General features: G+C 63.6%; 25 protein-coding genes. 17 read left to right on the top strand and 8 right to left on the bottom strand.

Annotation, left to right across the window (positions count from 1 at the left end; all coding sequences use genetic code 11):
* Positions 1-299: 299 nt before the first annotated feature.
* On the bottom strand, positions 300-1,007 hold the full coding sequence (gene pyrF / locus HNS03_RS05230; protein ID WP_367193638.1) for an orotidine-5'-phosphate decarboxylase: 708 nt from the start codon (positions 1,005-1,007) through the stop codon (positions 300-302).
* A 243-nt stretch (positions 1,008-1,250) separates the two neighbouring features.
* Between pyrF and hisB the strand changes: the two genes are divergently transcribed.
* The 12 genes from hisB to HNS03_RS05170 all read left to right on the top strand — a co-directional run bounded on the left by hisB (position 1,251) and on the right by HNS03_RS05170 (position 9,653).
* A complete protein-coding gene (gene hisB / locus HNS03_RS05225) occupies positions 1,251-1,847 on the top strand; it encodes an imidazoleglycerol-phosphate dehydratase HisB (protein ID WP_367193637.1) in 597 nt (198 codons plus the stop codon).
* 96 nt (positions 1,848-1,943) lie between these two features.
* Positions 1,944-2,462 carry a DUF2628 domain-containing protein gene (locus HNS03_RS05220; protein ID WP_367193636.1) on the top strand — a complete coding sequence of 173 codons (519 nt, stop codon included), beginning with the start codon at positions 1,944-1,946 and terminating at the stop codon, positions 2,460-2,462.
* Positions 2,462-3,112 carry an imidazole glycerol phosphate synthase subunit HisH gene (hisH, locus tag HNS03_RS05215; protein ID WP_367193666.1) on the top strand — a complete coding sequence of 217 codons (651 nt, stop codon included), beginning with the start codon at positions 2,462-2,464 and terminating at the stop codon, positions 3,110-3,112. Before HNS03_RS05220 ends, hisH begins: the two co-directional genes overlap by 1 nt.
* Positions 3,109-3,870, top strand: coding sequence for a 1-(5-phosphoribosyl)-5-[(5-phosphoribosylamino)methylideneamino]imidazole-4-carboxamide isomerase (gene hisA / locus HNS03_RS05210; protein ID WP_367193665.1), 762 nt, complete (start codon positions 3,109-3,111; stop codon positions 3,868-3,870). Before hisH ends, hisA begins: the two co-directional genes overlap by 4 nt.
* Positions 3,871-3,910: 40 nt before the next feature.
* A complete protein-coding gene (gene hisF, locus HNS03_RS05205; RefSeq protein ID WP_367193635.1) occupies positions 3,911-4,684 on the top strand; it encodes an imidazole glycerol phosphate synthase subunit HisF in 774 nt (257 codons plus the stop codon).
* Positions 4,681-5,013: a phosphoribosyl-ATP diphosphatase gene (locus tag HNS03_RS05200; RefSeq protein WP_367193634.1), complete on the top strand. Its 333-nt coding sequence runs from the start codon at positions 4,681-4,683 to the stop codon at positions 5,011-5,013. Before hisF ends, HNS03_RS05200 begins: the two co-directional genes overlap by 4 nt.
* Before the next feature lie 112 nt (positions 5,014-5,125).
* Positions 5,126-5,863 carry a pyrimidine 5'-nucleotidase gene (locus HNS03_RS05195; protein ID WP_367193633.1) on the top strand — a complete coding sequence of 246 codons (738 nt, stop codon included), beginning with the start codon at positions 5,126-5,128 and terminating at the stop codon, positions 5,861-5,863.
* Between the two features lie 153 nt (positions 5,864-6,016).
* Positions 6,017-6,871 (top strand): 2,3,4,5-tetrahydropyridine-2,6-dicarboxylate N-succinyltransferase, encoded by an 855-nt coding sequence (gene dapD / locus HNS03_RS05190; protein WP_367193632.1) that lies wholly within the window; start codon positions 6,017-6,019, stop codon positions 6,869-6,871.
* 30 nt (positions 6,872-6,901) lie between these two features.
* Positions 6,902-7,399, top strand: a complete 498-nt coding sequence (locus HNS03_RS05185) for a DUF805 domain-containing protein (protein WP_367193631.1) — start codon at positions 6,902-6,904, stop codon at positions 7,397-7,399.
* 60 nt (positions 7,400-7,459) lie between these two features.
* On the top strand, positions 7,460-7,846 hold the full coding sequence (locus HNS03_RS05180) for a DUF805 domain-containing protein (RefSeq protein ID WP_367193630.1): 387 nt from the start codon (positions 7,460-7,462) through the stop codon (positions 7,844-7,846).
* Between the two features lie 11 nt (positions 7,847-7,857).
* Positions 7,858-9,069: a succinyl-diaminopimelate desuccinylase gene (dapE, locus tag HNS03_RS05175; RefSeq protein WP_367193629.1), complete on the top strand. Its 1,212-nt coding sequence runs from the start codon at positions 7,858-7,860 to the stop codon at positions 9,067-9,069.
* Positions 9,063-9,653 (top strand): hypothetical protein, encoded by a 591-nt coding sequence (locus HNS03_RS05170; RefSeq protein ID WP_367193628.1) that lies wholly within the window; start codon positions 9,063-9,065, stop codon positions 9,651-9,653. The genes dapE and HNS03_RS05170 overlap by 7 nt, the downstream gene beginning before the upstream one ends.
* Before the next feature lie 278 nt (positions 9,654-9,931).
* Here HNS03_RS05170 and HNS03_RS05165 read toward each other — a convergent pair whose 3' ends face one another.
* The 3 genes from HNS03_RS05165 to petA are packed head-to-tail and all read right to left on the bottom strand — an operon-like array spanning position 9,932 to position 12,664.
* Positions 9,932-10,771 carry a cytochrome c1 gene (locus HNS03_RS05165; RefSeq protein ID WP_367193627.1) on the bottom strand — a complete coding sequence of 280 codons (840 nt, stop codon included), beginning with the start codon at positions 10,769-10,771 and terminating at the stop codon, positions 9,932-9,934.
* A 32-nt stretch (positions 10,772-10,803) separates the two neighbouring features.
* Positions 10,804-12,081 (bottom strand): cytochrome bc complex cytochrome b subunit, encoded by a 1,278-nt coding sequence (locus HNS03_RS05160; RefSeq protein WP_367193626.1) that lies wholly within the window; start codon positions 12,079-12,081, stop codon positions 10,804-10,806.
* Positions 12,082-12,103: 22 nt separating this feature from the next.
* The gene (gene petA / locus HNS03_RS05155; protein WP_367193625.1) at positions 12,104-12,664 is read right to left on the bottom strand and encodes a ubiquinol-cytochrome c reductase iron-sulfur subunit; all 561 of its coding nucleotides are present in this window, start codon (positions 12,662-12,664) and stop codon (positions 12,104-12,106) included.
* Positions 12,665-12,918: 254 nt separating this feature from the next.
* On the opposite strand from petA, the gene HNS03_RS05150 reads away from it, so the two are divergent.
* Positions 12,919-13,395, top strand: coding sequence for a tRNA (cytidine(34)-2'-O)-methyltransferase (locus HNS03_RS05150; protein WP_367193624.1), 477 nt, complete (start codon positions 12,919-12,921; stop codon positions 13,393-13,395).
* A 170-nt stretch (positions 13,396-13,565) separates the two neighbouring features.
* Here the strand turns inward: HNS03_RS05150 and HNS03_RS05145 are convergent, their stop codons facing one another.
* On the bottom strand, positions 13,566-15,401 hold the full coding sequence (locus HNS03_RS05145; RefSeq protein ID WP_367193623.1) for an ABC transporter ATP-binding protein: 1,836 nt from the start codon (positions 15,399-15,401) through the stop codon (positions 13,566-13,568).
* A 323-nt stretch (positions 15,402-15,724) separates the two neighbouring features.
* Between HNS03_RS05145 and HNS03_RS05140 the strand changes: the two genes are divergently transcribed.
* Positions 15,725-16,078, top strand: a complete 354-nt coding sequence (locus HNS03_RS05140; protein ID WP_367193622.1) for a VOC family protein — start codon at positions 15,725-15,727, stop codon at positions 16,076-16,078.
* A 4-nt stretch (positions 16,079-16,082) separates the two neighbouring features.
* Here HNS03_RS05140 and HNS03_RS05135 read toward each other — a convergent pair whose 3' ends face one another.
* A complete protein-coding gene (locus tag HNS03_RS05135; protein WP_367193621.1) occupies positions 16,083-17,681 on the bottom strand; it encodes an RNA-directed DNA polymerase in 1,599 nt (532 codons plus the stop codon).
* Positions 17,682-17,872: 191 nt separating this feature from the next.
* Here HNS03_RS05135 and hemF point away from each other — a divergent pair, with 191 nt between their 5' ends.
* From hemF to HNS03_RS05120, 3 genes are all read left to right on the top strand, one after another.
* Positions 17,873-18,793, top strand: coding sequence for an oxygen-dependent coproporphyrinogen oxidase (gene hemF, locus HNS03_RS05130; RefSeq protein WP_367193620.1), 921 nt, complete (start codon positions 17,873-17,875; stop codon positions 18,791-18,793).
* Positions 18,794-19,122: 329 nt separating this feature from the next.
* On the top strand, positions 19,123-19,749 hold the full coding sequence (locus tag HNS03_RS05125) for a trimeric intracellular cation channel family protein (protein WP_367193664.1): 627 nt from the start codon (positions 19,123-19,125) through the stop codon (positions 19,747-19,749).
* A gap of 72 nt (positions 19,750-19,821) precedes the next feature.
* Positions 19,822-20,838, top strand: coding sequence for a zinc metalloprotease HtpX (locus HNS03_RS05120; RefSeq protein WP_367193619.1), 1,017 nt, complete (start codon positions 19,822-19,824; stop codon positions 20,836-20,838).
* A 202-nt stretch (positions 20,839-21,040) separates the two neighbouring features.
* Here HNS03_RS05120 and HNS03_RS05115 read toward each other — a convergent pair whose 3' ends face one another.
* Together HNS03_RS05115 and HNS03_RS05110 are read right to left on the bottom strand one after the other, a co-directional pair.
* Positions 21,041-21,541: an MmcB family DNA repair protein gene (locus HNS03_RS05115; protein WP_367193618.1), complete on the bottom strand. Its 501-nt coding sequence runs from the start codon at positions 21,539-21,541 to the stop codon at positions 21,041-21,043.
* A 267-nt stretch (positions 21,542-21,808) separates the two neighbouring features.
* Complete coding sequence (locus HNS03_RS05110; protein ID WP_367193617.1) at positions 21,809-22,816, bottom strand: LLM class flavin-dependent oxidoreductase; 1,008 nt, start codon at positions 22,814-22,816, stop codon at positions 21,809-21,811.
* Positions 22,817-22,888 lie beyond the last annotated feature (72 nt).

Raw genomic sequence — 22,888 nt, 5'->3', positions numbered from 1 at the left:
CACCAGCACGAGCGGACGACATTTGGCCGCCGCGCTCACCTCAAACGCCGCTCATTCCCGCGCAAGCGGGAATGAGCGGCGTTTGGAGCAACCCCGGTGCCCACTTTTCCCGAGATTTGCTCTTTCTTCCCGCAAATCTCGGACGGAAAACCGGCTCCCAAGTTCCCGGTGTCCGTCCGCCGGCGCGCGACCGCGCGCCGGCCGGACAGGCCGCCCCCGCGGAGACGTCGCGCAACGCGCGACTGTCGTGAGCGAAAAGAACCGAAGGAAAACCGGTTCCCACTTTTCCTGAGATTTGCTCAAAGCGCTCCGGAGATCTCCTGGACGATCGCCTCGGCGGCCGCCCGCCTATTGTCGGCGTTCAGGATCGGGCGCGCGACCACCAGATAGTCGGCCCCGGCCTGGATGGCTTCGGCCGGGGTCACCACCCGCTTCTGGTCGTCAGCTTTTGCGCCCGCAGGACGGATGCCGGGGGTGATCAGCACCACCTGGCTGCCGAGCTTCTGGCGAAGTTCGCCGACTTCCAACGCCGAGCACACCAGCCCGTCGGCCCCGTTCGCCACCGCCTTCTGCGCCCGATCCGCGACCAAGTTTGCGACCGGCCCTTTCAGTCCGGCCTCCGCCAGGTCGTCGTCGTCCATGGAGGTCAGCACCGTCACGCCGAGGATCATCATGTCGTGGCCGAGGGCGGCATTCGCCGCTGCCGCGATCGCCTTAGGATAGGCGTGCACGGTCACCATCACCGCGCCGGTCTTCAGGATCGAGCGCACCGCGTTCGCGACCGTGTTGTCGATGTCGAGCAGTTTGGTGTCCAGGAACACGGTCTCGCCCTGGGCCGTGAGCCGGCGGGCGAGATCGAGACCGCCGGCATAGATCAGTTCCAGGCCGATCTTGTAGGCACCCACGGTGCCGATCGTCTCTGAGACGATCGCCTCCGCTTCCGAGACGGTCGGCACGTCGAGGCCGAGGATGAGCCGGTCCACCGGCCGGTTGGGCTTCAAGCGCATCGGATCTCCTTCATCTGACCTTGCCGCTCCATGCCGACAAGCGGCCGGGAGGGCGTACCCTCGATGCGTGATTCTTTTCAATCGCGAAGCAGATTGTTACAAGGCGCCTTCCGTTCGTCTCCACCTTTTGAGCCGTTCTGCAATTCGAAAAATCGCCAAACGGCTCTAACTCATTGTTTCAACGCGTTTCCGGATGGCGACAGCTCTCCACTTCGCCCGGAAACGCTATAGAGGAAAGCACCGGTGCCGCGGACCGCGACCATCGTCCGTCAGACCAAGGAAACGTCCATCTCCGTCGAGGTCGACCTCGACGGGCGCGGGCGCACGTCCATCTCGACCGGCGTCGGATTCTTCGACCATATGCTGGACCAGCTCGGCCGACATTCGCTGATCGACCTGACGGTGCGCTGCGAGGGCGACCTGCACATCGACGATCACCACAGCGTGGAGGACACCGGCATCGCGCTCGGCCAGGCGGTGCGCGAAGCCCTTGGCGATCGCAAGGGCATCACGCGTTACGCCGATGCCTATCTGCCGATGGACGAGACCCTGACGCGCGCGGCGATCGATATTTCCGGCCGGCCCTATCTGGAGTTCCGCGCTCCCTTTTCCGCGCCGAAGATCGGCAGTTTCGACACCGAGCTGGTGGCGGAATTCATGCGCGCCTTCGCCACCAACGCGCACATTACGCTTCACGTGGAGACGCTTTACGGCGACAACAACCATCACATCGCCGAAAGCTGCTTCAAGGCGGTGGCGCGCTGTCTCGGCGCGGCCGTCGCGATCGATCCGCGCCGGGCCGACGAGGTGCCGTCGACCAAAGGCCGGCTTGGAGATTAGGACGCGTTCCGGAGAACACGGGAACCGGTTCGGCTCATAGGTCGGATGGTTCGGTTTCCGCGCTCCCCGCAGACAACAGCCTCTAAGGACATTGCCATGGCCGTCTACACGGTCTTGCTTCCCCCGCCCGGCAAGTCGCCGGATCTCGACCAGACCCTGGAGCGGGCCGTGTTCGTGCGCGATGGCTTCTCCTGGCTCGCGCTGCTGTTTCCGGTGCTCTGGTTCCTGTTCAATCGTCTGTGGTTGCTTTTGGTCCTGTTCCTGATCGTTTCGATCGGGCTCGAATTCGTGCTCTCCGAGGTCGGCGGACCGTTTCCGGGGATCGCGGCCGTTGCGCTGTCCGTGGTGGTCGGCTTCGAGGCGAACGGGCTGAAGCGCTGGGCGCTCTTGAAGCGCGGCTATCGCTTTGCCGGCATCGTGAGCGGCAGCAAGCGCACCGACTGCGAACGCCGCTTCTTCGCTAAGTGGCTCGAAACCGAGACCTCGGCCGGAAGAACCCATACCCCCACCGCCCAGGCGCGTTCCGCCGAGGTCACCTGGCGGCCGGCCGCGCCGCGTGCGCCGGGCGAACCGGGCATCCTCGGCCTTTTCCCCAACAAGGGAGCGACGTCATGATGAACGTCGTCATCGTCGACTACGGGTCCGGCAACCTGCGCTCGGCCGCCAAGGCGGTCGAACGGGCGGCTTCGGAGGGCGGCGTCGAGATCAATCTTAAGGTGACTGCCGACACCGACCGCGTCGTCAACGCCGATCGGCTGATCCTGCCCGGTGTCGGTGCGTTCGCCGACTGCCGGCGCGGGCTGGAGACCGAGCCCGACATGATCGAATCGATCAAGGGCGCGGTCGAACACCGAGGCGCGCCGTTCCTGGGCATCTGCGTGGGCATGCAGCTCATGGCCGAGCGCGGCCTGGAATACGAAGTCACGCCTGGGTTCGGCTGGATCCGCGGCGACGTCGTCCGGATCACGCCATCCGACCCGTCGCTGAAGATCCCCCACATGGGCTGGAACACCCTCGACGTCGTGAAGACCCACCCGGTGCTTGAAGGGATTCCGACCGGTCCGGAGGGCTGGCACGCTTATTTCGTGCACTCCTATCACCTTGCCGCCGCCGACCGCGCCGACGTCGTCGCCACCACCGACTATGCCGGTCCGGTGACCGCGATCGTGGCGCGCGACAACGTGGTCGGCACTCAATTCCATCCGGAGAAGAGCGAGAAGCTCGGCATCGCGCTCTTGACGAACTTTTTGAAGTGGGACCCGTGATCCTCTTTCCCGCCATCGATCTCAAGGACGGCGCCTGTGTTCGCCTGCTGCAGGGCGATATGGCGCGTGCCACCGTCTTCAACGACGATCCGGCCGCCCAAGCCGCCGCGTTTGCGGCCGCCGGCTTCGAGTGGCTGCACATCGTCGATCTGAACGGAGCGTTCGCCGGCCGCAGTGAAAACACCAAACCGGTCGAGGCGATCCTGGCTGCCGTCGACATTCCGGTGCAGCTCGGCGGCGGCATTCGCGACATGGCCGGCATCGACGCCTGGCTCGCCCGCGGCGTCACCCGCGTGATCCTGGGCACCGCCGCCTTGCGCAATCCGGAGCTTGTGATCGAAGCCTGCCGGGCCCATCCGGGCCGGATCGCCGTCGGTATCGACGCCCGCGCCGGGCTGGTCGCCGTCGAGGGCTGGGCGGAAACCGCCGAGACCAAGGCCGTCGACCTCGCGCGCCGGTTCGAGGACGCCGGCGTGGCGGCGATCATCTACACCGACATCGCCCGCGACGGGATGCTCGCCGGGCTCAACATGGACGAGACGCTGGCACTCGCCGACGTCGTCGACATTCCGGTGATCGCGTCCGGCGGCCTTAAGGGCATGGACGACATCGAACGGCTGGCCCAGCCCGATGCGGCGCGCCTTGCCGGCGCCATCGCCGGGCGTGCGCTTTATGACGGTCGGTTGGATCCGAAGGCGGCGCTCGCCCGGTTGCGGCAGGCTGCCGCGCCTTCGCCTTCGATTGTGGCCGGCCGGTGAGTGGAGTAGACATGGTTGAGCTAGCCAAGGCGTCGATCCCGTGCTGAAGACCCGTGTCATCCCCTGTCTCGACGTGCACGAAGGCCGTGTGGTCAAGGGCGTCCAGTTCGTCGATCTGATCGATGCCGGCGACCCGGTGGAGGCCGCGATCGCCTACGATTCCGCCGGTGCCGACGAGCTTTGCTTTCTCGACATCACCGCCAGCCACGAGGAACGGTCGATCATTCTCGACGTGGTGCGGCGCACCGCCGAGGTCTGCTTCATGCCGGTGACCGTCGGCGGCGGAGTGCGCTCCAACGACGACATTCGCCAGCTCCTGCTTGCCGGCGCCGACAAGGTCTCCATCAACACCGCGGCGGTGAACGACCGGGAATTCGTGCGCCGCGCGGCGGAGAAATTCGGCAGCCAGTGCATCGTGGTCGCGATCGACGGCAAGCGCGTGAGCGCCTCCGGCGAACCGCCGCGCTGGGAGGTCTTCACCCATGGTGGACGGCGCTCGGCGAAGATCGACGTTCTGGAATATGCGCGCGAGGTGGAAATGCTCGGCGCAGGCGAACTGCTGCTCACCTCCATGGACCGGGACGGCACCAAGGACGGCTACGACATCGAGCTGACCCGTGCCGTCACCGACACGGTGACCATTCCGGTGATCGCCTCCGGCGGCGTCGGCACCCTGGAGCATCTGGTCGAGGGCGTGCGCGACGGCCATGCGTCTGCGGTCCTTGCCGCCTCGATCTTCCACTTCGGGACCTATTCCATCCGCGAGGCCAAGGAGGCCATGGCCGCCGCCGGCATCCCGGTGCGCCTGACATGAGTACGGCAAGCGCCTTCGATCTCGCCACTCTGGCGGCCACCATCGCGGAACGGGCCAAGGCCGACCCGTCCAGGTCCTACACCGCAAAGCTGGCGCACAAGGGCCAGGCCCATTGCGCGCGAAAGTTCGGCGAGGAGGCCGTGGAGGCGATCGTCGCCGCGGTGGAGGGAGATGCCGAGGGCCTGCGTGCGGAAGCCGCCGACGTGCTCTACCATCTGCTGGTGCTGCTAGAGGTCGCCGGTGTTTCCTACCAGGATGTGGTCGCGGAGCTTGCAAACCGCACCGGCCAGACCGGGCTTGAGGAGAAGGCCGCCAGGACACCGTCCTGAGCAGGGCCGGACGGACCCTGTCGGGGATCGGCGCATGGCGCTGTGCCACAGCGCCGCTTTCTGTTTCTGACAGCCTCCGGATTCAATTGGGGAAACGAAAGGACGGTCGGACGTGCGGACCGAAAATGACACGCCGGGCGTGGGGACGGACGAGCCGTTGGCGGCGGCGTTTCGCCATGTCGACACCTGGGTGTTCGATCTCGACAACACGCTCTACCCGGCGCACTCCAACCTGTTCGATCAGGTGAACGTCCGCATCCGCGACTATGTGCAGCGGCTGTTGGGGTTGGAGGCGGACGCCGCGCAGGAGATCCAGAAGGACTATTATCGTCGCTATGGTACGACCCTGCGCGGGTTGATGATGGAACACGAGATCTCGAGCGACGATTTCCTGGAATATGTCCACGACATCGACCATTCCCATCTCGATCCGGACCCGCGCCTGGGCGCGGCGATCGCCGCCTTGCCGGGACGCCGCTTCATCATGACCAATGGCGCGCGCAGCCATGCCGAAAAGGTGGCCGGACGGCTCGGCATCACCGAGCATTTCGAGGATATCTTCGATATCGTCGCCGCCGACCTGTTGCCGAAACCGCACCAGGAGACCTACGAGCGCTTCTTCGAAAAGCACGGCATCCGGCCGGCGTCTGCGGCGATGTTCGAGGATCTGGCGCGCAATCTCTCAGTGCCGAGCGAGCTCGGAATGCGCACCGTCCTGGTGGTTCCGGAAGGCACCCGGGAGGTGTTTCGCGAAAGCTGGGAGCTGGAGGGGCGCACCGCCCCGCACATCGAATTCGTGACCGACCATCTTGCCACCTTCCTGGAGCGGATCGCACCGGCGTCCGCCTGAGTGGCGCTGCCTGCGCGGGTGCGCCTGCGCAGACGTTGACTCGACCGCCGCCGCCGCTATCGTCCGCCGCGACCGTCCAGGTCCGCTGCCGGCGCCACCGAATCGGGAGAGCGGATGGTGCGCCGACCGGACGCCCTTCTTTGGAGAATGTCGATGACCGCTGCTGCCACGCCCGAAGCCCTTGCCTCCATCATCGACGAGGCTTTCGAGAGCCGATCCTCGATTGGCGCGGAGACGGGTGGCGAAGTGCGCGAATCCGTCGAGGCGGCTCTCGGCCTTCTGGATCGGGGAGAGGCGCGCGTCGCGGAAAAGCGTGACGGCGAGTGGGTCGTGAACGAATGGCTGAAGAAGGCTGTTCTGCTCTCCTTCCGGCTGAATCCGATGACGGTGATTCCCGGCGGACCGGGTGGCGGCGCCTGGTGGGACAAGGTGCCGTCCAAGTTCGCGGGCTGGGGCTCCAGCGACTTCGAGGCGGCGGGCTTCCGCGCGGTTCCTGGCGCCATCGTGCGCCGCTCCGCCCATGTGGCGCCCGGCGTCGTGCTGATGCCCTCCTTCGTCAATCTCGGCGCCTTTGTCGGTGCCGGCACCATGATCGACACCTGGGCGACCGTCGGTAGCTGCGCCCAGATCGGCGAGAATTGCCACATCTCCGGCGGCGTCGGCATCGGCGGCGTGCTGGAGCCGTTGCAGGCGGGCCCGGTCATCATCGAGGACAATTGCTTCATCGGCGCGCGCTCGGAGCTCGCCGAAGGCGTCTTCGTCGGCGAGGGCGCGGTGTTGTCCATGGGCGTCTTCATCGGTGCGTCCACCAAGATCGTCGATCGCGAGACCGGAGAGATCTTCGTCGGCGAAGTGCCGCCTTATTCCGTGGTCGTGCCGGGCGCGCTGCCCGGTAAGCCGCTGCCCGACGGCACGCCGGGGCCGTCGCTTGCCTGCGCGGTGATCGTGAAGCGTGTCGACGAGCGCACCCGGGCGAAGACATCGATCAACGAGCTGTTGCGTTCGTAAGCGCAATGGCGCCAGACGGGGACCCTTGCGGTGACACTCGAGCAGTTGCTTCTGTCGGGGTCCGGCCGCATCGGACGCGGGGTCTTCTGGCTCGGCGTGATCCTGCTTGCGTTCTATTCGGCGGCCGCTGCGGCGGTTTTCCGGGTGCCCGAGGGCAGCTTCTGCGACATGAACCCGCAGGCCGTGCTTGGCCGGGTCTATTTCGCTGCGCTCGCCGTCATGGTGCTGTTGGGGATGGTGATGCTGCTCGCGATTTGCGCAAAGCGGCTGTCGGACATGGGATGGCCGGAATCGGTCGCCTTTCTGCCGGTGATTGCGGTCCCGGTCGCCGTCGTGGCGCTTCGGCTGGATCGGCTCGGGCCCTGCGGCGCGCTGACGGAGCCGCGGTTGGCCGTCCTCGGCGGTGCGTTGGGACTGCTCGCCCTCGCCGTGCTTCTGGGCGGTTTGTGGCCGCCTCGGCGGGATCCGCACGACGGTGGCGAGGCACGTCGTGACGATGCCGGGGAGGATGGAACGTTTCGGACCTGAGATCCGGAAGTCGCCGCGCGCGCTTGCGCGCGGGACTCGGGTCGGGTCGATGAGGTGGTAATGAATCAGGGTTCCCAGCCGCGACGGAAACTGCCCACCGTGCTGTGGGTGACGTTCGGCTTCGATGGACGGATCTCGCGCGAACCGTTCTGGCTCGGCTTTCTGTTCGTGTCGCTTCTGGTGAGTGTGGCGCTGACACCCTATCGCCCGGCGGGCGAGGAAACCGTGATGGTCGATGCCGGCTTTCTGGTGATCCTTCTGGTCGCGCTGTGGAGCGAGGTCGCGCTTGCGGTCAAGCGGCTGCATGATCGCGGGCTCTCCGGCTGGTTCGCTGCGCTCCTGTTCGTTCCGCTTTTGAATCTCGCCGTCTTCGTCGTCCTGGGGCTGATCCCCGGAGAGAAGGGGCCGAACGCCTTCGGCCCGGCGCCCAATACCCGCAAGCCATGAGATTGTCGCCGATGGTGTCGTCGTCGCCCGAGGTCCCCGAGAACCTCTCCGATCCGGTTGCGCTGCTGCAAGCGCTCATCGCCTGTCCGAGTGTGACGCCGGAGGAGGGCGGAGCGCTCGACCTGCTGGAGGCCGCCCTTCGTCGGTTGGGCTTTGCAGTGGAGCGGATCCGTTTCAGCGAGCAGGGCACCCCGGACGTGGAGAATCTGGTGGCCACGATCGGCGAGGGGGGCCCGCATCTCATGTTCGCCGGTCACACCGACGTGGTGCCGCCCGGCGATGCGGACACGTGGCGCCATCCGCCCTTTTCCGGCGTGATCGACGACGGCCTACTTTATGGTCGCGGCGCCGTGGATATGAAAGGCGGAGTGGCGGCGTTCGTGTCGGCGATCGCTCGGCTGCGGGAGACGGGCTGGCCGGATGCCGGCCGTGTCACGCTCCTGATCACGGGCGATGAGGAGGGGCCGGGCATCAACGGCACCGACAAGGTGCTGGGTTGGTGCGAATCCCGTGGCATGGCGTTCGATGCGGCGCTGGTTGGCGAGCCGACCAATGTCGATCGGCTCGGCGATATGGCCAAGGTCGGCCGGCGCGGCTCGTTGTCGGGAACGCTCGGGATCTTCGGTCGGCAGGGACATGCAGCCTATCCGCACCGGGCCCAAAATCCGATGCCGGCCATGCTTGCCATTGCCCAGGCGTTGACGGGTTCACCGCTCGATCAGGGATCGAAGGGATTCCAGCCGTCCAATCTGGAGATCGTTTCGGTCGACACCGGCAACCGGGCATTCAACGTCATCCCCGGGCGGGTCGAGCTGCGCTTCAATGTGCGCTTCAACGACACCTGGACCTCCGACAGCTTGAAGGATGAGCTTCTGCGCCGGATTCATGCCGCCACGCCGGAAGGCATCCGGACGGAAATCGGCTGGGAGCGGCCGGCCGAGGCGTTCTTCACCCGTGACGAGCGGCTTGCCCAGACGCTCTGCGACGCCGTGGCCGGGGTGACCGGGCAGCGGCCGGAGCTTTCCACCGCGGGAGGGTCCTCCGATGCCCGATTCGTGCAGAAATACTGCCCGGTGATCGAGTTCGGGCTGGTCGGCGACACCATGCATCAGGTCGATGAGCGCGTGCCGGTCGCGGATGTGGAAACCCTCACCGAAATCTATCGCCGGTTCGTGTCGGCGGTTCTGACCGGCGGCGAGGGGGAGAGGGCCGCGGGATGCTAACCCGCGGGGAGATCGCCCGCTCGCTCTCCGGTGCGTGGGCCTTGTTCCTCAATCGCCGCGAGGGCATGCAAGCCTTCGACGTCTCCGCCGACGGCTTCTTCCGCTCGTTCGCGGTGATCATTTTGGTGTTGCCGCCCTATCTGATCTCGGTGCTGGCGGAGGTTCGCCTGCTGGAGCTCTCCGGCGTACCGGCCGACGGCTTCCCAATGTTCTGGTTTTTCGCCTGGAAGATCGTCGGGCTCGGGATCGATTGGGTCGCGCTGCCGCTGGTGCTGGTCGTGCTGGCCCGACCGCTGGGCATCGCCAAGCGCTACGGCGCATTCGTGGTCGCCCGCAACTGGGCCGGCCCGCTCGCTATGTCGATCTCGGTGCTGCCGTCGGTGCTGTTCGCCGCCGGTCTGATCGGGCAGGAATTCGCCGCGATTCTGTTCCTGGCGACCGTGATCCTGATCATCCGCTATCAGTATCTGATCACCCGGATCGCGCTCCAGACGGCGATCGCCACCACCATCGGGATCGTCGTTCTCGACCTGCTTTTGAGCCTGGTGATCGGAGAGACCATCAACCGGTTGGCAGGGTTCTGAGCGGCAGAGAACGCGCCCTGGCGTCCACGTCCTTCGCCGCCCGTAGCTGCCACATCAGCACGAGATAGCGAGCGGGCGATCCTCTCGCTGCCGCAGGTTTTTTGCTCGCCCGCCGCGTGGGCTCTCTTTGCGGCTCCTCCTCAGGACATGTCCAACGTCAACGATAGCGGATGAGATGTGTCGGGATTTCCATCAGGGGCCTTTGTGACCGTCGAAAACAAAAAAACGCCCGAGCCGAAGCTCGGGCGTTTTCGCATTCGCAATTGGTGCGGGGCGGATCAGTGCGCCACGTCGCTCCAGATCTTCCGCTTGGTGAAGTACAGGAGCCCGGCGAACACCACCAGAAACACCATCACCTTGAAGCCGACCTGCTTGCGCTCTTCCAGCTTGGGCTCGGCGGCCCACATCAGGAAGGCGGAAATGTCGCGCGCATACTGATCGACGGTTTCCGGGGTGCCGTCGGTATATTCTACCTGACCATCGGACAGTGGCGGCGGCATCGCGATCTGGTTACCGCTCAAAAAGGCGGTGTTGTAGTACATGCCGGGCGAGAGCTCGACGCCTTCCGGCGCTTCCTCATAGTGGGTGAGGAGCGCATAGATATAGTCCGGCCCAGCCTCCTGGTACTGGGTCAGGGCGTCGAACACGAACCACGGGAAGCCGGCGTGTGCCGCGCGGGCCTTCGCGATCAGCGACAGGTCCGGCGGATAGGCGCCGCCATTGGCCAGGCGGGCGGACTCCTCGTTCGGGAACGGCGGCGGGAAGTGATCGGAGGGCCGGCCCGGCCGCTCGTACATCTCGCCCTGGTCGTTCGGCCCGTCTTCGATCTGGTAGCCCGACGCGATCTCTTTGACCGCGGCCTCGGAGAAGTAAGGGCCGCTGTCGCTGCCCAGGGTCCGGATCGCCACATACTCCATGGAGTGACAGGCTGAGCAGACCTCCTGATAGATTTTGAAGCCGCGCTGGAGCTGGGCCGGATCGTAGTGGCCGAACGGGCCGGAGAACGACCAGCTCTCCTTCGGGATATGCGGCGCTCCCTCTGCTGCGGATGCCGACGGGCCGGTGAGTGCGGCGCCGGCGAGGCCGAGGACAAGCGCCAGGCTGAGCCGAATGGTCATCGGTTTTTTCCGTGTCACTGGCATATCCCCGCTCACCCTTTGTCCGCAGGTGCGGCCGTGGAGCCGGCCGGTTGCGCGCTACCGCCACCCGACTTGCCAAGCACCGATTCCGCGATCGAAGCCGGCAGCGGCGTGGTCCGCTCGATCAGGCCGAGGACCGGCAGGATGATCAGGAAGAAGGCGAAGTAGTAGACCATCCCGATCCGCGCGAGGATCACGTAGACCCCTTCCGCCGGCTGCGACCCGAGCCAGCCGAGGATGATGCAGACCAGCACGAACACCCAGAAGAAGGGGCGGAACATCGGCCGGAACGCACCGGAGCGGACCTTGGAGGTGTCGAGCCACGGCAGAATGAACAGCACCGCGATCGCGCCGAACATGGCGATCACGCCGCCGAGCTTAGAGGGCACGGCGCGCAGGATCGCGTAGAAGGGCAGGAAGTACCATTCCGGGACGATGTGCGCCGGCGTCACCAGCGGGTCGGCCGGGATGTAGTTGTCCGGGTGGCCGAGATAGTTCGGGATGTAGAACAGGAACCAGCCGAAGAACAGGCAGAACAACACCATCGCGAACGTATCTTTGATGGTGATGTAAGGGTGGAACGGAACCGTATCCTGGTTCGACTTCACCGACACGCCGGTCGGGTTGTTGTTGCCGGGAACGTGCAGCGCCCAGATGTGCAGGATCACGACGCCGAGGATCATGAACGGCAGCAGATAGTGAAGCGCGAAGAAGCGGTTCAGCGTCGGGTTCGCGACCGAGAAACCGCCCCACAGCCACTGCACGATCGATTCGCCGATGAGCGGGATCGCCGAGAACAGGTTGGTGATCACGGTGGCGCCCCAGAAGGACATCTGGCCCCAGGGCAGCACGTAGCCCATGAAGCCGGTGGCCATCATGAGCAGGAAGATCACCACGCCGAGGATCCACAGGATCTCGCGGGGCGCCTTGTAGGAGCCGTAGTAGAGGCCGCGGAAGATGTGGATGTAGACGGCGATGAAGAACATCGACGCGCCGTTGGCGTGCATGTAGCGTAGAAGCCAGCCGAAGTTCACGTCGCGCATGATCTTCTCGACCGACTCGAACGCCAAATCGACGTTGGCGGTGTAGTGCATCGCCAGCACGATGCCGGTGACGATCTGCACCACCAGCATCATCATCAAGATGGCGCCGAAGGTCCAAAAATAGTTGAGGTTGCGCGGCGTCGGGAAGTCGATCGCCTGCGCGTTCATCAGGGTCAGAATTGGAAGCCGCGAATCGAGCCACTTCGCGAATTTGCCCTGCGGCTGATAGGTCGAGTGTCCGGACATCTATGGATTACCTTCTCGCCCGTCAGCCGATCCGAATGACGGTATCGGCGGTGAATTCGTAGGTCGGGATAAGCAGGTTCTCCGGCGCCGGACCACTGCGGATGCGGCCGGCCGTATCGTAGACGGAGCCGTGGCAGGGGCAGAACCAGCCGTTGAACGCACCGGCTTCGCCAATCGGCACGCAGCCGAGATGGGTGCAGATGCCTACCATGATCAGCCAGGGCTCCTTTTCGGGAGCCGCGCGGTTCTGGTCCGTCGCCGGCGCATCGGCCTGGAGATTCTCGTTGCGGGCGATCGGGTCCTTGAGATCGGACAGCGGCACGTCCTTTGCCGAGTTGATCTCGTCTTCGGTCCGATAGCGGATGAAGACCGGCTTGCCGCGCCAACTCACGGTGATCGATTGACCCGGAGCCATCGCCGACACGTCCACCTCGGTGGTGGCCAGTGCCAGGGCAGCGGCGTCCGGGTTCATTTGGTCGATGAAAGGCCAAGCCACGGCCGCAACGCCGACGGCGCCAAAAGCGCCTGTTGCCAGGTACATAAAGTCGCGGCGGGTCGGTTCCGACGAATCCATGCTCGCCAAGGTCGGCTCCCTTTGATGCCGATGAGGATCTTTGTTGTGATAGCGGCTCGTGCGGACGCTTTGGTTACCCGAAGATTGGACGATCCAGGCACCCGATGGAAGCCGCCACAATCGGCTCTTTTAGAACCGCTTGCGTTTTTGCACCCCTTCATGCGGTTGTCCAGTGGCGAGCCGTTGCGATGGACGGATTGTCGCAAAACTGCCAATCGAGTGTGGTTGGCGCGTCCGCCTGCCGCTTGCGAGCTTTCCCGTAAATGACGATTCGCCTTGCGCTCTATCAACCTGACATTCCGCAGAATACCGGGACGATCCTGCGCACCGCCGCCTGTTTCGGGTTGGCGGTCGATCTGATCGAGCCCGCGGGCTTCACGCTGTCGGACAAGGCGCTCAGGCGGGCCGGCCTCGACTATCTGGAGCGGGCCGCGCTGGTGCGGCATGCCTCCTGGGAGGCGTTTCAGGCGGCAAGAGCGTCAAGCGGGGGCCGGTTGGTGCTGTTTACAACGCGCGCGAGCGCGACACTTGACCGCTTCCAGTTCGCAGCCGGGGACACGCTTTTGTTCGGGCGCGAGAGCGCCGGGGTGCCCGACACGGTTCACGCGGCGGCCGATGAGCGGATCAAAATCGCGATGGTCGACGGCGCGCGCTCGCTGAATCTGGCGATCTCCGTCGGGATCGTGGCGGCGGACGCGCTGCGTCAGCTCGGCGGACTTCCGGTCGGGGTGCGATTTTGAGTTGAGTTCGCGCGCTGCCCGTTCCGGCGAGGGCAGGCATGAGCTGTTTCGACGCGTTTCCAAGACAGGCCGGAACCCGGCTGGACGGTCGCAAACGCGTCGAAACAACAACTTAGATCGGCTCCGTGAAGCGGAGAAAAGCGGAACGTCCGGAATTATGAGTTTATGATCTAGGACGCCATCTCGCCCAGGAATCCGCCGGACTGGCGCGCCCACAGCCGGGCATAGATGCCGTCCCGGGCGATTAGTTCGGCATGACTGCCGGTTTCCACGACGCGGCCGGCCTCCATCACCACGAGCCGGTCCATTTGTGCGATGGTGGACAACCTGTGGGCGATCGCGATCACCGTCTTGCCCTCCATCAGCACCTCCAGGTCCTCCTGGATCGCCGCTTCGATCTCCGAATCGAGCGCGGACGTCGCCTCGTCGAGGATTAGGATCGGTGCGTCCTTCAGAAGAACCCGCGCGATCGCGATCCGCTGGCGCTGACCGCCGGAAAGCTTCACCCCACGTTCGCCGACATGCGCATCCAGGCCTTGGCGGCCGTGGAAGTCGACCAGCTCCGGCACGAAGGCGGCTGCATGGGCGCGCGTCAACGCGGTCCAGATCTGGGCGTCGTCGGCATTCGGGCGACCATAGCGGACGTTGTCGCGCACCGAGCGGTGCAGCAGCGAAGTATCCTGGGTGACCATCCCGATCGCCGCCCTCAGGCTCTCCTGGGAGACCTCGGAAATGTCCTGGTCGTCGATCAGGATCCGGCCGGCCTCCACGTCGTGAAAGCGCAGGAGCAGGTTCACCAGCGTCGACTTGCCGGCTCCCGAGCGGCCGACCAGGCCGACCCGCTCGCCGGGCGGCACGGTCAGGCTCAACCGGTCGATCACGCCCTTGTCGCGGCCGTAGTGGAAGGCCACGTCCTGAAACCGGATCTCTCCCTCGGAGACGACGAGCCGGCGGGCTTCCGCACGATCGACGACGGAGTAGGGACGCGCGATCGCCTCCATGCCTTCCGCGACCGTGCCGAGATTTTCGAAGATCCCGGTGACCACCCACATGATCCAGCCGGACATGGCGTTTAGCCGCATGACCAGGCCGGCGGCAAGCGCGATCGCGCCGATGGTGACCGCGCCGGCGGACCACAGCCACAGCGCGGTGCCGAGCGTGCCGGCGATCAGAAGCCCGTTGATGATGACCAGCGCCAGGTTCATGCCGGTGATGCGCCGCATCATCACTTGGAATTTGGCCGTATGGTCCTCGATCGCCTCGCGGGCATAGTCGTCCTCGCGCTCGGCATGGGCGAACAGCTTCACGGTCATGATGTTGGTGTAGCTGTCGACGATCCGCCCGGTCAGCATCGAGCGCGCCTCCGACATGACCGTCGCCTGGTCCTTCACCTTCGGCACGAAATGGGCAAGTACCGCCACATAGGCGGCGATCCACAGGACGAGCGGGATCGTGAGCCGGATGTCGGCCTGGGCGAACAGCACCAGCGCGCTGCCGGTGTAGATCGTCACATACCAGATCGCGTCGATCAGGCTGACGACCGCCTCGCGCAGCGACGGGCCGGTCTGGATGATCTTGTTGGCGAGCCGGCCGGCAAAGTCGTTCTGAAAGAAGGACAGACTCTGGCGCAGCACATAGCGGTGGGTCTGCCAGCGCACCAGGTTGGTGAGCCCCGGTTCGATCGCCTGATGCACCAGGAGCAGGTGCAGCGTGGTCGCGAGCGGGCGCAGGATCACCGCCACGAACGCCATCCAGAACAGCGTCGTGCCGTGCTGGGAGAACAGCTCCGCAGGAGGCGTGTCGGCCAGGATGTCGACGATCCGGCCGATGAAGTCGAACAGGCTGACCTCGATCAGTGCGACGACGCCGGCGACCACAAGGAGGGCGGCCACGGTCTTCCAGGCCTGGCGCACGAAGTGCCAGACGAACGCGGCGAGCCGATCGGGCGGACGCGCGCTGGAACCGGCAGACAAAGGATCGACGAGGGATTCGAAGTAGGACAGCATGGCAGGCTCCGGGGGGCGGCGGGCAGGGAGAGTGACGCGCCGGATGCGGAGCCTGGGAGCCGCCAAAGGTGGGGCGGCTCGGCGTTATCTTCGCATTCGGCCCGTCAGCGCAGTGGCGTGCGGCGGGTCATCGGCTGGTCTCCAAGAGTGGGTGACGGGTCGGTTGTTGGCCGCCAAAGACGGCACAACGATGACACCGGGAGCTGTTTACGCCGGCCGTGCTTTGAAAGCACGATGGACGTGACCGCTTTCGGCCGACTGTGGCCGGAGCGCCACGGATCGCGATCGAGACGGATGCAACCGCCGGGAGGACAACGCCAGCCATGAAGGTCAAGCGGATCGTCGCCAACATCGAAACCCCCGAGCCCGGCCGGGCGGAGGCCTTCTATCGCGACGTCCTGGGCCTCGATTGCCTGATGGACCTCGGCTTCATCGCCACCTACGGCTCGCGCGAGACGATGGCCGTGCAGGTGAGCTTTGCCAGCGAAGGCGGCTCGGGCACGCCGGTGCCGGATCTCTCCATCGAGGTCGACGATCTTGATGAAGCACTTGCGCGGGCGCGGGCGGCGGGGATCGCGCTGGACTACGGGCCCGTCGAAGAGCCGTGGGGCGTGCGCCGCTTCTTCGTGCGCGACCCGTTCGGGCGGCTCGTCAACATCCTGGCCCATATAAGGTAGACAACTAGGGCTCGAGGTATTGACCTGAGAGGGACTTCAGATGGGGGTCGACATCGGACATCTGGACATTTCTCATCCAGGCTCGCTTCTCGCCTTCTAAGATTGCTGTAGACCGCTCGTACGTATGAAAGAAGGCGCGCCTAACTGTCGTTGGGGACTTTTGATAAATGTCCCTAACTCTATGTATCAATGAGCGGTCATCAATATTTTGGATTCGCAAGCAAAATTCTCGAAGTATAATCTCGTTGTCATGAATTTTGATGTTGTCTAAAAATTCATTTAAAAATTGAATAGAAAGGTAGCTTTCACATGAAAATAATCTCAAAATCATTAATCTGTAATACGGGGAAATCTGGTGCTTCCTGTAAAAATCCTTGAACATTTCGGCTATTAAAATTTTTTCTTGGGGGTCTATTTTGTCATGCTCTTCGATAAGTGCATCTACTATGTATGACAAAGAGTGGATGTATCGGGATATTATTTTATTTAGAAGATCGTGTCTTTTGCCACCTTGATATATAAAGCACTTTACAAAATATGTAATGTGTTCTTCTGCATGTTCAAATGTAGATTTTTCTGCTTTTTTGGCAATAATTTCGATATCTGCTTTTTGAAATTCTTTGATTTTTTCCTGTCCTGGGTATCTATAATGTTTAACAATTTTTGAAACGTATCCAACTTTTACTCTTTTGCTCTCCTCTATTCGTTCGTCCTGATCTATTTTTTCGAATTTTTCGATATTATCTTTTTGATCGTCCTCTCGGTCGGACTCCGATATATCGAAGAAGACGGTTTTTGAGGTGTTTAAAAAAAGTCCCTCCTTATCAAGTTCTTCAATTAGTGTGTGAAGATAAGAGTGCGCTTGCGCGAAATTCGACGCGAAAATGCGGTAGTCATCGACGAAGCGAATAAAGCGCACACCCTTAGAGATCAGGGCTCTGTCTACTGAAATTAACGCCGCTTCCGCTAAAATTCGACTGGCATCGCAGCCTACCGGGAGGCCGTATGAGTTCCTGTCTGCCCAAAATAAAAGTAAATTGTTTAACGATTTCACTATATCTGGAGGGACCGCGGCGGAGGCGAGTGCCGATTCGAGGCGGTGCAAATTTAAACGATCATAAAAATTGGATATATCTGTGGCAATTTTTACTTTATGCTTTTTCATTTTTGAAAGGCGAGAGGACTCCCTTTTAAATTTTTTGAAGTTGTATTTTTCAGAAAATATCGGGCCCTTTTCAAGAAATCTATATGAAAAAATTATATTTTTATTTTTTGGTATTCTGTTTTTTTCGATGTATCCTGCTGCCATAAGGACTAAAGACAAAAATTTAACATGATCATCAATATCAATCATTGATGCCTTGCGGTAGGCGTACGCATTTTTTGGGACGGGGAATTTAATTATGTTGCTGAAATTTTTTATTTTCTTTCTATGAAGAAAGGTAATTGCGTCTTTTCTAATTTTTAGTTGATTCGCATTAGTGCTTAGGTACACAAGGTCCGGCGAATGGCAAAAAAATGGCGGACGAAATACATCGCCTTCGCCATTTGTTTTGAGTAGCTCAATCGCTCTATCGACAAAGTGCTCGTCAGTTTTGTGCATTGGGTGAGGCGGTGTTAATGTTTTCGGAAGTGGCTCACATTGAAAGCTGATGGCCTTATTTTTAGAGGTATAAAGTATGCTGATTCACCGAAGATGGCAATTTTTGTTTATTCAACTATAGACCCCTTCCCCTTGCGCTCCCCGGTCCTTTCCGCCACACCGGCGGCCGACAGGTGGGAGAGCGTCAGACCATGAACGATCCGAAGACCATGCCGGCCCGGCCGCTTCCCGACGATCTGGACGGCAAGAAGGAGCAGGCCAAGGCCTGGTTCGAGAGCCTGCGCGACCGGATCTGCGCCTCGTTCGAGGCCCTGGAAGACGAGGCCGACGGCGCGCCCGGCACCGAGGATCTGCCGGCCGGCCGGTTCGAGCGCCGGCCCTGGGCGCGCACCAACACCGACGGCTCCGCCGGCGGCGGCGGGGTGATGAGCATGATCGGCGGCCGGGTCTTCGAGAAGGCCGGCGTGCACGTCTCCACCGTGTTCGGCGAGTTTTCGGAAGAGTTTCGCAACCAGATCCCGGGCGCGGCGGAGGATCCCCGTTTCTGGGCGTCCGGCATCTCGCTGATCGCCCATCCGCTGAACCCGAACGTGCCCGCCGTCCACATGAACACGCGCATGGTGGTCACCACCCGCCAGTGGTTCGGCGGCGGGGCGGACCTGACCCCGGTGCTTGACCGGCGCCGGACCCAGGACGATCCCGACACGGTCGCCTTCCACGCCGCCATGGAGGCCGCCTGCACGCCGCATCCGGTGGCGGATTATGGCCGCTACAAGGACTGGTGCGACGAGTATTTCTTTCTGAAGCACCGCGGCGAGATGCGCGGCATCGGCGGCATCTTCTACGACTATCTGAACTCCGGCGACTGGGACGCCGACTTTGCCTTCACGCGCGCCGTGGGCGAGGCGTTCGACACGATCTATCCGGAGCTCGTGCGGCTCAACCTGGCCTCGACCTACAGCGAGGCGGACCGGGACGAGCAGCTGGTGCGGCGCGGGCGCTATGTGGAGTTCAACCTGCTCTACGACCGCGGCACGATCTTCGGCCTCAAGACCGGAGGCAACGTCTCCTCGATCCTGTCGTCGATGCCGCCGCTGGCGAAGTGGCCATAGAGCAATCCCAGGAAAAGTGGGAACCGGTTTTCCGTCCGGGATTTGCAGAAAGATTGGTTTTTCGCTCACGCCAACTTGCTGCGCCAGAACCTTATCGCTCAGATGAGAACATCTGAGCGATAAGAAATGGCTCCGGATTCAAGGAGGCGAGCATTTCGAGGAAAAGTGGGGATCGGTTTTCCGTCCGGAAACGCGTCGAAACAATAACTTAGACCCGCTCCGCGATTTCGAGGAAAGCGGAGCGGGTCTTGCGCCTCCGCAGGGGCGGCCTCGCACCGGCGGTCGAAATCGGCGAAGCTTTCCGGCAGCGATTCGACGGGCCGACGGACATGAGCGACGGCGTTCTGCATATTCTTTATCTGATCGCCGTCAGCGCCGAGGCAATGACGGCCGCCCTGGCCGCGGGCCGGCGCAGCATGGACTGGTTCGGCGTGGCGATGCTCGGCTGCATCACCGCGCTCGGCGGCGGGTCCATCCGGGACATCCTGCTCGGCCACTATCCGTTGTCCTGGGTCGCCAATCCCTATCTCCTGCTGATCGCGGTGGTGGCGGCCTGTACGGCGATCGTCTTCGCCCGCTTCATGGAGAAGCTTCGCACCGCCTTCCTGGTGCTCGATGCGATCGGGCTCGTCGTGTTCACCGTGATCGGCTGCAACATCGCGCTCGGCATGAAGCAGCCGCTTGCGGTCGTGGTGGTGGTTGGCATGATCACCGGGACGGCGGGCGGGGTTCTGCGCGATGTGTTGTGCAACGAGGTGCCGCTTCTGTTCCGGCGGGAACTCTATGCCAGCGTGGCGATCGTGGCCGCGGCGATTTATGTCGGCGGTCTTGCCGCCGGGCTGCCGCATCAGCCGGTGATGCTGGGGGCGATGGCGGTGGGGCTGGCCATGCGGCTGATCGCCTTGCGCTACAATCTCCATATGCCGCAGTTCGTCTACACCAAGGATTGGCACTGAGGGGCGGGGCCGCGCACCGGCGACACCTTCGTTGCCGACACTCTCGCCCGCGACGCTCGGCCGCTGGCGGCGGTGCGCGATTGCGCGCTCGGCAAGGGGGCCCATATCGTGATCATGACCATGCTGGATCCCGATCTCAGGACTGCCATGCGCCGACGCAATCTGGCGCACACCTGGCTGCTTGCGGCCGGGAGCGTCGCTCTGCTTCTGGCCTGCGCCTTTCTGATCGCCGGGCCGATCGGCGTCGTGTGGGCGGGGTTCGGCGGCGTGTTCAGCCTGGTCGTTGCGTGGAACGTATCGCCGAAGATGGTGCTGCGGCTTTATGCGGCTCGTCCCTTGCCGGCTCATGCCTTTCCCGAGGGGCATCGGATCGTCGCGGAACTGGCTGCGCGAGCCGGGCTCGCCCGTCCGCCGACGCTTTGGTACGTGCCGAGCCGGATGATGAACGCCTTTGCGGTCGGCCGGAACGAGGAGGCGGTGATCTGCGTCACCGACGGTCTGATCCGGGGGCTGACGCTGCGTGAATTTACCGCCGTGATCGCGCACGAACTCGCCCACGTCGCCGCCGACGATCTGAAGGTCATGGCGCTCGCCGATGTCACCAATCGGATGACGGGTATCCTGTCGATGCTGGGGCTGGTGTTTCTGTTTCTGAATTTGCCGGCGATCCTGGCGGGCGATCTGGGCCAGGTGCCGGTGTTCGGGATCCTGCTTCTGCTGGTCGCGCCCACACTGGGCGGGCTGATGCAGCTCGCTCTGTCACGGACGCGGGAATATGACGCCGACCTCTCCGCGGTACAGCTCACCGGCGATCCGGAAGGTCTTGCCGCAGCGCTCTTGAAGCTGGAGCGGATACAGGGCCGGCTTTGGGAGGCGTTGGCGCTGCCGCACGGGCGCATTCCGAATCCGTCCTTGCTGCGCACTCATCCGGACACCAACGAGCGGGTGCGCCGCATCCTGGCGCTCGCCGGTTCGACGCGGCACACTCGGTTCGACGGCGACGATCGTCCGCCCACCGTCGGTCGCTCGATCATTCCAGTGACAGGCGCTCCCCGCTACCGCGCCCGCGGGCTTGGGCACTGGTATTAGAGCGCTTCCAGGCCGAGTGGAAACCGGTTGGCCGTCCGGAAACGCGTCAAAACAATAACTTAGATCTGCTCCGTGATTCCGGGAAAAGCGGAACGGGTCTGAAACTCAGCCAAAAAGCATCGGATTCGATTGTTCCGCTCACGCCAATGCGCTTCGCGTATAGCTCCGATCGGGCGGCCTGGCCTCGCTATTCGCTCCGCCGTCACCACGCCGGCAGTTCCATCTTTCCGGCTTCCGGGTCCTCAAGCAGGTGAAGACGGCCGGCGGCGAGCTGGGCGAAGGCCAGCGTCATGGCCTTGCGGGTCGCGCCGGCGAGCTTATGGGTGGGCGCCTCGCGCACGATTTCCGCTTCGAACCCATCCGTCAGGATCAGCCCCGCCTCTTGCGGAAACGGTGCGGACGCAACCTCCGGCAGGGTGGCGAAGAACAGCCGGTCGCAGTGGAGCCGGTAGGCCGGCCACTTGGTATCGGCGCGCAGATCCTCCGGCGAGGATTTGATCTCGACAATCCAGATCTCGCCCTTGCGGTCGAGGGCGACGAGATCGGCCCGGCGTCCGGAGGCAAGTCCCACTTCGGGTAGAATCGAAAAGCCGAGCCGGCGCAGGAGCCGGCCAGTGCCGCGCCGCACCGTCAGCGCGCGTTCGGACTGGCGCCCGTCGACGGGCAGGTTCGGCTGGGGGACGGGGGCGGGATCGAGCGACATTGCAATGGGCGGCTGCGGATGGATCGCCCCTATTGTTCATAGTTTGTTCTGCTTACGCAACCCCGCCCGCGCATGTTCGGAAGGAATTGCGTTGCGTCACAAGCAATGGCCTACCAGCTCAGCTGACATCGTCGAATGTCGGCGAGATCGCTGAAGGATGGGCCGCAACGACGTTTTGAAGCATCGGGCGAAAACAGCGTGCCGCCCGATGCTCCGCGTCTCATCGGTCGTGCGGAAAGACCGGCGAGCTTCTTTCTCCCGGTTCCCCTATTCGGCGGCGTTGGCCACCGGGATGGCGCGCATGGCCTCGGCAGCGATTTCGAACGAACGCTTGCGCTTGTCGTGGTCGTGGATCTGGCCGGTGAGGATCACCTCGTCCGGACGGTAGGTCCCGATCAGCTCGGCCAAACGGGCGCGCACGGTCTCCGGCCCGCCGACGGCGGTGCAGGCAAGCGCCTCGTTCACCATCGGCATGACACGCGGGTCGATCGCGCTCCCGAGGTCGTTGACCGGGCGCGGCAGCGGCCCCGGCCGGCCGGTTCTGAGGTTGGCGAACGCCTGCTGCATGGAGGTCATCAGATAACGCCCCTCCGCGTCGTCCTCGCCGGCGAAGACGTTGATCGCCAGCATGAAATGAGGCCGCTCGAGCTGTTCGGAGGCGCGGAAGGTCTGGCGGTAGACGGCAACGGCCTGGTTGAGGGCGGCCGGCGCGAAATGGGAGGCGAACGCGTAGGGCAGGCCGACATGGGCGGCGAGTTCCGCTCCGAAGGTGGAGGAGCCGAGCATCCATATCGGCACGTGGGTGCCGACGCCGGGGATCGCGCGAACCTTCGCCTCCGGCCCGAGGTCGCCGAGATAGGCCATCAGCTCCATGACGTCCTGGGGGAAGCTGTCGGTACCGGCGAGATTGCGCCTCAGCGCCCGCGCCGTCGCCATGTCGGTGCCGGGCGCCCGGCCCAGGCCGAGATCGATACGGCCGGGGTGCAGGGTGGCGAGGGTGCCGAACGCTTCCGCCACCATCAGCGGCGCATGGTTGGGCAGCATGATGCCACCGGAGCCGACGCGGATCGTGGAGGTGGCATCGGCGATGTGGCCGATCAGGACGGCGGTGGCGGCGCTCGCGATGCCCGCCATGTTGTGGTGCTCGGCCAGCCAGAAGCGCCTATAGCCCAGCGCCTCGGCATGGCGGGCCAGGTCGCGGCTGTTCTTCAGCGAATCCGCCGCGGTTCCGCCTTCGGGAATCGGCGACAGGTCGAGCAGGGAATAGGGGATCATGGTGCGCTTCTCGATCGGTGTGCGAGATCAACCCATTCGAAGGGGAAGGGATGAGTTGATCGGCTTTCATTT

The sequence above is a fragment of the Amorphus sp. 3PC139-8 genome (assembly GCF_040750475.1).
In the GTDB taxonomy this organism is placed as follows: Bacteria; Pseudomonadota; Alphaproteobacteria; order Rhizobiales; family Amorphaceae; genus Amorphus.
Note: the sequence above shows the minus strand (reverse complement) of the source record. Positions and strands in the feature narration are given on the sequence as shown.